The sequence below is a fragment of the Candidatus Chloroploca sp. Khr17 genome, assembly GCF_004138165.1.
Lineage (GTDB): Bacteria > Chloroflexota > Chloroflexia > Chloroflexales > Chloroflexaceae > Chloroploca.
Genome location: NZ_RYFF01000012.1, coordinates 122,295 through 129,172 on the forward strand (window position 1 = coordinate 122,295; position 6,878 = coordinate 129,172).

5 protein-coding genes are annotated in these 6,878 nt (G+C 57.2%); all 5 read right to left on the minus strand.

Annotated features, from left to right (window positions below; all coding sequences use genetic code 11):
• Positions 1–62: 62 nt before the first annotated feature.
• On the minus strand, positions 63–1,409 hold the full coding sequence (locus EKD05_RS09835; protein ID WP_205703910.1) for a GH1 family beta-glucosidase: 1,347 nt from the start codon (positions 1,407–1,409) through the stop codon (positions 63–65).
• Positions 1,410–1,682: 273 nt separating this feature from the next.
• Positions 1,683–3,554: an alpha-amylase family glycosyl hydrolase gene (locus EKD05_RS09840; protein ID WP_129672262.1), complete on the minus strand. Its 1,872-nt coding sequence runs from the start codon at positions 3,552–3,554 to the stop codon at positions 1,683–1,685.
• A 154-nt stretch (positions 3,555–3,708) separates the two neighbouring features.
• Positions 3,709–4,827, minus strand: coding sequence for a sugar ABC transporter permease (locus EKD05_RS09845; RefSeq protein ID WP_129672263.1), 1,119 nt, complete (start codon positions 4,825–4,827; stop codon positions 3,709–3,711).
• A complete protein-coding gene (locus EKD05_RS09850; RefSeq protein WP_129672264.1) occupies positions 4,820–5,887 on the minus strand; it encodes a carbohydrate ABC transporter permease in 1,068 nt (355 codons plus the stop codon). Before EKD05_RS09850 ends, EKD05_RS09845 begins: the two co-directional genes overlap by 8 nt.
• Before the next feature lie 174 nt (positions 5,888–6,061).
• The coding region (locus EKD05_RS09855; RefSeq protein ID WP_129672265.1) for an extracellular solute-binding protein at positions 6,062–6,878 on the minus strand (817 nt) is incomplete at its 5' end.

Below are 6,878 nucleotides of genomic sequence, written 5' to 3' on the forward strand. Positions count from 1 at the left end.
GAGACCGATACAATGCGTTGAGCCCTCAACCTGCTACGCAGGTTGGGGGCTCAACGCATCATCTATTCAAGTCCATTGCACGCAATCACATCGCGATACCAACCAAAACTATCCTTGCGGATCCGCTCTTGCGTCTCGTAGTCAACATGGACAACCCCAAAACGCTGATGGTAGCCATGGCCCCACTCAAAATTATCGAGGAGGGACCACTGGAAATAGCCCTCAACGGGGGCACCAGCTTGCATAGCCCGATGGCAGGCTTCAAGGTGAAGGCGTAGATACTCGATCCGCCGCTCATCGTGAATAGTACCATCAGGCGTGACGGGATCGAGATAGCTCACCCCATTTTCACTAATGAGTAGGCGAGGCACGGCATAGTGAGTATGCAAGCGGATCAGCAACTGATACAAACCCTCGGGATAGATCTCCCAGCCCATCTCGGTACGTGGCACATCGAGGCGCACGATATCAGGCTGGAGTGGGTTGGGGCCGGCGGCAACCACTTCACGGGTGTAATAATTGACCGCAAGAAAATCGGTAGGGGTTGCGATCAGGTCAAGATCACCGGGCTGGACAAAAGCCATGTTATCAGGCAAAAGACCGGCAGCGTTATAGAGGGCAACCATGTCTGAGGGATAGCCAAAACCGCAGACGGGATCAACAAACCAGCGATTGAAGTAGCCATCAAAAGCCCGGGCCGCTGCCCGGTCAGCGGGGCTCGTTGAGGCCGGCACCGAGGCAGTGAAATTGAGCGCAATGCCAACCTGCGCGTCTGAGGAAACTGCCCGGATCGCCTGGACACCGAGGCCATGGGCGAGCAGCGTATGGTGACTGGCGGCGAGTGCAGCCGGCCAATCCTTGCGCCCGGGGGCGTGCTCGCCAAGCTGATGGCTGAGCATGCTGACGCACCAGGGCTCGTTAATCGTAATCCAATGTTTGATCTGATCACCGAGCGCAGCAGCGACAACCCCGGCATACTCAGCAAACGCCTCGGCGGTTGCGCGGGCGGGCCAGCCTCCAGCATCATCAAGCGTAACAGGAAGATCCCAATGATAAAGCGTCGCGTAGGGCGTAATCCCGTGGCGCAACAACGTATCAACCAGACGGCGGTAGAAATCGAGGCCAGGCTGATTGATCCTGCCACGGCCCTCGGGCAGAATGCGCGGCCAGGCAAGACTAAAACGATAGGCGTTCAGGCCAAGTTCGGCCATCAAGGCCACGTCAGTTTCATACCGATGATAGTGGTCACAAGCCACATCGCCGGTATGACCATCACGAGTTTTGCCCGGTGTATGGCTGAACCGATCCCAGATACTCTCACCACGCCCATCGGCCTTGACCGCCCCTTCGATCTGGTAGGCAGACGTAGCGGTGCCCCAGATAAACCCTTGTGGAAAATGAAGTGTCATGATTTTGCCTCTTTGCCCTGGCGCGAACGCCCCAGGGCGCATTAACGTTAGGGCTGTCGCCCTAAAAACCCATACTTATGCTGGCACAAACGGCCAGCGAAGTTGGCCGTTTGTGCCAGCATAAGCGAGATTCTTGGAGGCCGCAGGCCCCCAAACCCCGACCAGTAGGGCTGACAGCCTCACAACCCATGCTTATGCTGAGCCTTTTCACCAGCACACGCGAGATTCTTGCCACCCGACCCACCTATCTTGCAACGTTGGCCCTACGCTCGCTTAGAGTCGACGCTGCAAGATGGCACCGCCGTAGGGCGGCAAGACCAGGAGCTCACCCTGCCAATCGGCGGTTTCGGTGACCAGACGAAGCTCCCACGAGCCTGGTGGCAAGGCAAGCACCGCACGCTCAGCACTATTATTCAACCCAACGAGCCACTGCTCATCATCAGACGCCTGACAGCAATAGGCGTAATGCCCATGCTGATCATCGAGCACCACACTATGCCTTCTGCCACGCCAGACGGCGACGGTTGCCCGTCGCAACGCCCCAAGACGTTGATAGAAGTGTAACAGATCCTGGTTCTGCATGTTACCCCAGAGCATCGGCAAACGTGACTCTTCGGGATGGCCGGTGCCATCATAGTAACGCACATCGCGATGCTGACTCAGACCAACCTCAGTGCCATAGTAGAGCACCGGAGGAGGGGGCAGAGTATACTGGCACAGCGCAGCGAGTTTCAGACGGCGCACATCACCACGCACCGACCAGAGAAACCGGTTCATATCGTGGTTATCGAGAAAACTGGGCAAGACAAAATCAGCAGGGAAGGCGGCGAAGTGGTGCTGCAAAAAGGCCGCAAACTGACTCACCGACAACTCGCCAAAGATAAAAAAGCGTCGCAAGGCCTGGAGCAACAGAAAATCGAGGCAGCCATCAAAACGACCCCGATAGGTCTGCAGCGTATCAGCAGGTTCGATAGCCTCACCAATGCCCACCACATCAGCACGTACCGCCCTGGTTGCAAGCCGAAACGCAGCCCAGAACGCATGGGAAGGACCGGGCGCATAATCAAGACGGAAGCCATCAACTCCTTGTTCAAGCCAAAAACATGCTGCTTCGAGCATGCTCTGGCGGGCAGCAGGATGGTCGCAATCAACTTGAGGCAATTCATCGACCCCAAAGAAGGAGGCATAACGATCAGGGTAGTGGGTAAAACGAAACCAGGCGCGGTACGGGCTGGTTGGATCACGGAGAACGTCTTGAAACACCGGATGCTGCCTGGAGATATGATTGACCGTATAATCGAGTAAGACCCGCATGCCACGTTGATGGACGGCCTCAACGAGCGACTGAAACGTCGTCAGATCACCAAGGCGAGGCTCGATATCATCATAGCGCGTGGCATCATAGCCGTGGTGCGAAGGCGAAGGAAAAATAGGCGACAGCCAGAGCACATTCACCCCGAGCCCCGCAATATAGTCGAGCTGCTCGATAATGCCGGCAAGGGTACCCCCATAGAAACCCATCAGCGAATCGGCATGGGCAAAGGCACGCCCGGTTCCAGGGTGAAAGCGATCAACAAAGATATGATAGATCAGGGCATCACGTAACCAGAGCGGCGTGCGATGATGATCGACGGCGTACGCAAAGGTGCGCGGACGGCGCAAAAAGGTCAGGGCAAAATCATAGCCAAGCGAGCGCACATAGGGGTAACCGGGCTGACCATCGTCGGCATCATCGCCACTGGGAGGCGCCGTCCCAACAATCTCACTAGCCCAGTAACTGGTTCCATGGCGCTGTGACCAGGCCTCAATCCGATAGCGCACGAGCGTTCCGGCAGCCTGGGGCGGCAGCAGGGCCGACCATTCTTCGACATACCCCCAGAAGAGACTATCCCAGACACTGCCAAGTGGCACGGCCTCCACCACCAACGAACCAGGAGCAGGCACCCCTCGGCAGCCCTGGGGTTCCCCATCACCAGTCATATAGTAACAGCTAACCCGGTCGGCAAAGACCGCCGGGCCAACCGAGACGCGGATCGCGACCGGGCATTCAGGTTCAGGGTCAGGCGGATCAAGACGATGGCGATGGCTCACCCCTGAGCGTTCCGCGCGGAGATAATTCAACCAGCGCGCATCAGACGTCATCATCCCAAAGATTACGTCAGCCGAGACGCCATCCACTCAAACCCCATTGCTTTTCAAAAATATGCCCATCCAAACCCATTTTTGCACGCGCACCGCCAAGCCGTCGCCCTTGGTCTTCACACAGCGGGCGAGACGCCCGCTGTGTGAAGACCAAAAATCACCCCTTTACCCCACCGAGGGTCAGACCACCAACAATATAGCGCTGCAACATCAAATAGACAATTGCCACAGGCAACGAGACCAGGATCGAGAAAGCGGCGAAACGGGACCAGGGCACCGAGCCAGCGTACTGGCCGGTCATATTATAGAGCGCCATGGCAAGGGTGAAATCCTGAGGATTGGTCAAAAACTGCCACGACAGGAAAAACTCGGTCCAGCCCGCAGTGAAACTGAGGAAGCCCGTCACGGCGAGTGCGGGGGTTGAAAGAGGCAAAACGATCTGGAAAAAGATCTGATTTGCGCTCGCCCCGTCAATAATCGCGGCTTCTTCTAACTCCTTGGGAATGGTATCGAGGTAGCCTTTCAGATTCCAGATCGCAAAGGGCAACGCCCCCGAGATCATCGCAATGCCGACGCCAAGGAGCGAATTGCGCAGGATAAAGATATCATTGGCCGGGGGACTCGCTGCGGTCACGAGCAAAATCAGCCCCATGAGCAGCGCAACGCCCCCAAGCAGATAGGTACTGCCAACGGCTGTCCCAGCCCGCCAGGCCGGCACAATGATCAACAGGCCAAACCCGGCGGCGAGTAGCCCAGCAATGGCGAGGGCAATCGAAAGCAGGGTTGCGGTAATCCTGATCCCATTGAGCAACGCAAAGAGTGGCGCAATGGTGGCGACTGCGGGCAAGACCGTAATGCCAAGCACGGCAATCATCGCATACTGGCGCCCAGGAAACTTAAAGCGCGAGAAGGCATAGGCAGCGCTGACACCAATGAGCAGCGCAAAGAGCGCCACGCCGCCAGCGAGGCGCAGACTATTCATCGCCAGTTCAGCGAACGTAACAGGATTACCGGTCGGACGATCAAGTACCTGACGGTACGCATCAAGCGAAGCCCCAGGTGGAATCAAATTCAACTCGGTTGGACGGGCGATATTGCGCGGATCGAGCGACATACTCACAATCCAGAGCACCGGAAAGAGCACCGTCGCCCCAATGAAGAGACAGAGCGCCTGATAGAGCGCCTGCTGCCACCACTTCAATTGACGCCCACTCTTCGAACTACCTTGCCGCACAGCACTGCCGCTGCGGGCAGGGGTTGTTGCAACACTAGCCATCGTAGGTCTCCGTGGCCCGCGTAATGCGGTTCGTAATTAAGAAGATCGGGATCAAGACTGCGGCAATCAACACCGAGAAGGCCGCCGCAACACCGTAGAGCTGATTGACATTGACGAGGCGGAAGGCCTGCGTCACCATAATCTCGGTACGCCCGAGCGGGCCACCGCCACTCATGAAGTAGATGATATGGAAGAGATTGAAGGTCATGACAATGCCAACCATCGCCGCAGGCACCATCGCGGGTCGCAACAGCGGCAGCGTAATGCTCCAGAACTGCTGGCGGCCAGTTGCGCCATCAATCGAAGCGGCCTCGTACATCTCTTTAGGGATCGACTGCAGCGCACCCGTGGCAACAATCGACATAAAGGGCCAGCCGAGCCAGATATTCGCAATGAGCATCGCATAGTAACTGAGCGGCAGCGGAATACCGGGAATAGGGGGATCGATTTGATTGAACCAGCGGATTTGGATCGGACTGCCGGCAATCATGCTGATCAACTGGTTGATGGCACCATACTGATCATCAAACATATTGCGCCAGACCGTCGCAATGACGATATTGGGCAAGACCATGGGGAGAATAAAAATGGCCCGGTAGATTTTACGCCCCCATAAGCCCTCGACATTCAACAACACAGCAATCAAAATGCCAAGCGACACATGGAAGCCAACATTCGAAAATGTCCACCAGAGGTTAAACCCAAGGATGCGCCAGAAATCAAAGTTACCACCAAGCCTGGCGACAAATGCGGGTTCGTTGGTCAGAATATCGGTATAATTCTGCAACCCGACACCCTCGGCAGGGCGATAATTGGCCGGGGGCAACCCACCGGGACCAAAACGATTCAGGGTCTGCTTGCCTTCTTCGCGGATCACACCATAATCGGTAAAGGACATCCAGACTTGAAAGACGAGGGGATAGAACGTTACCGTGAGCATCACGAGAGCAGCGGGCAGCAAGTAGACCAGCGGCCCCCGCAACTGACGCCAGGTCTCACTCAACGGAGAACGTGGTGCCCCGGTACCGGCTCTGGCTAACTCCGGGTTCGTCGCAGCCATGCGGCTTCCTCCATTCAGATAACACAACAGATAGGTGGCAGTCGTTGAGGGAAAACAAGAGAGGGCGACAGCCCTCTCACCAGAATTGATCAATTTCAAACCAACATCTTTAGCCTACGACACAACTCACGCTTGCGCCCAGGCAGAGCCTGGGCGCAAGCGTGAGCAACAAGCCTACTTGTTATTGGCCGCATTCATCGTTGCACAGGCCTCGGTAATCGAGGCATCGGGCGCGGCACCGCCGTCGAGCACCTTGGTGATCGCATCACCAAAGGGCGTCCAGAAGTTGGAGAGTTCAGGCACCTGCGGGCGAGGCACACCGGTCTGGGCTGCATCGGCGAAGCCCTGCACGAGCGGGCTCTGGATGGCAATATCGGTACGGGCGGGCACGTGACCGGCCTGATTGACATAGACATCCATCGACTCGGCGCTGGTCAGGAACATCGCGAGCGACACGGCACCAGGAATATTGGCGCTGTTGATATTGACATAGAAGCCATCAACGCCAGTCATCGGGCCAGCCGGATTCGTGGCCCCAGGCATCGGCGCAACCGCCAGGTCATCACCAAGGGCCGTGCGATAGTCACCGAGGGCCCACGGGCCATTGATGGTCATATCGGCGCGGCCCTCTTTGAAGAGCGAGTCGGCCTGACCGCCATCGGTCGAGAAGGTCACATTCGGCTCAGCCTTGAGTTCCTGCAGGAAGGCCAGCCAGGCATCGCCACCGGTGGTATCGGCAACACAACGGCCATCAGCATCCATCAGACCAGCGCCAAACGCCTGCATCCAGCCAAAGTTGTGGTAGGCACTCTGGTTGAGTACCAGCGTATTGCCGTTGCGCACCAGTGCGAGCAACTCGTCGGTGGTCGTCGGGGGCGTCGCAACCTTAGAAGTATTGTAATAGAGCGCCACGGCCTCACCAGGTGTCACTTTTTTGAGCGGGCCGTTCCAACACGGTAACCGGCCCCTGGGTGCGTGCCAGCACCTTTCC

Coding starts and splice junctions, on each gene's coding strand:
- EKD05_RS09850 (WP_129672264.1), bottom strand. CDS start 5,887: ATGGCTGCGACGAACCCGGAGTTAGCCAGAGCCGGTACCGGGGCACCA.
- EKD05_RS09840 (WP_129672262.1), bottom strand. CDS start 3,554: ATGATGACGTCTGATGCGCGCTGGTTGAATTATCTCCGCGCGGAACGC.
- EKD05_RS09835 (WP_205703910.1), bottom strand. CDS start 1,409: ATGACACTTCATTTTCCACAAGGGTTTATCTGGGGCACCGCTACGTCT.
- EKD05_RS09845 (WP_129672263.1), bottom strand. CDS start 4,827: ATGGCTAGTGTTGCAACAACCCCTGCCCGCAGCGGCAGTGCTGTGCGG.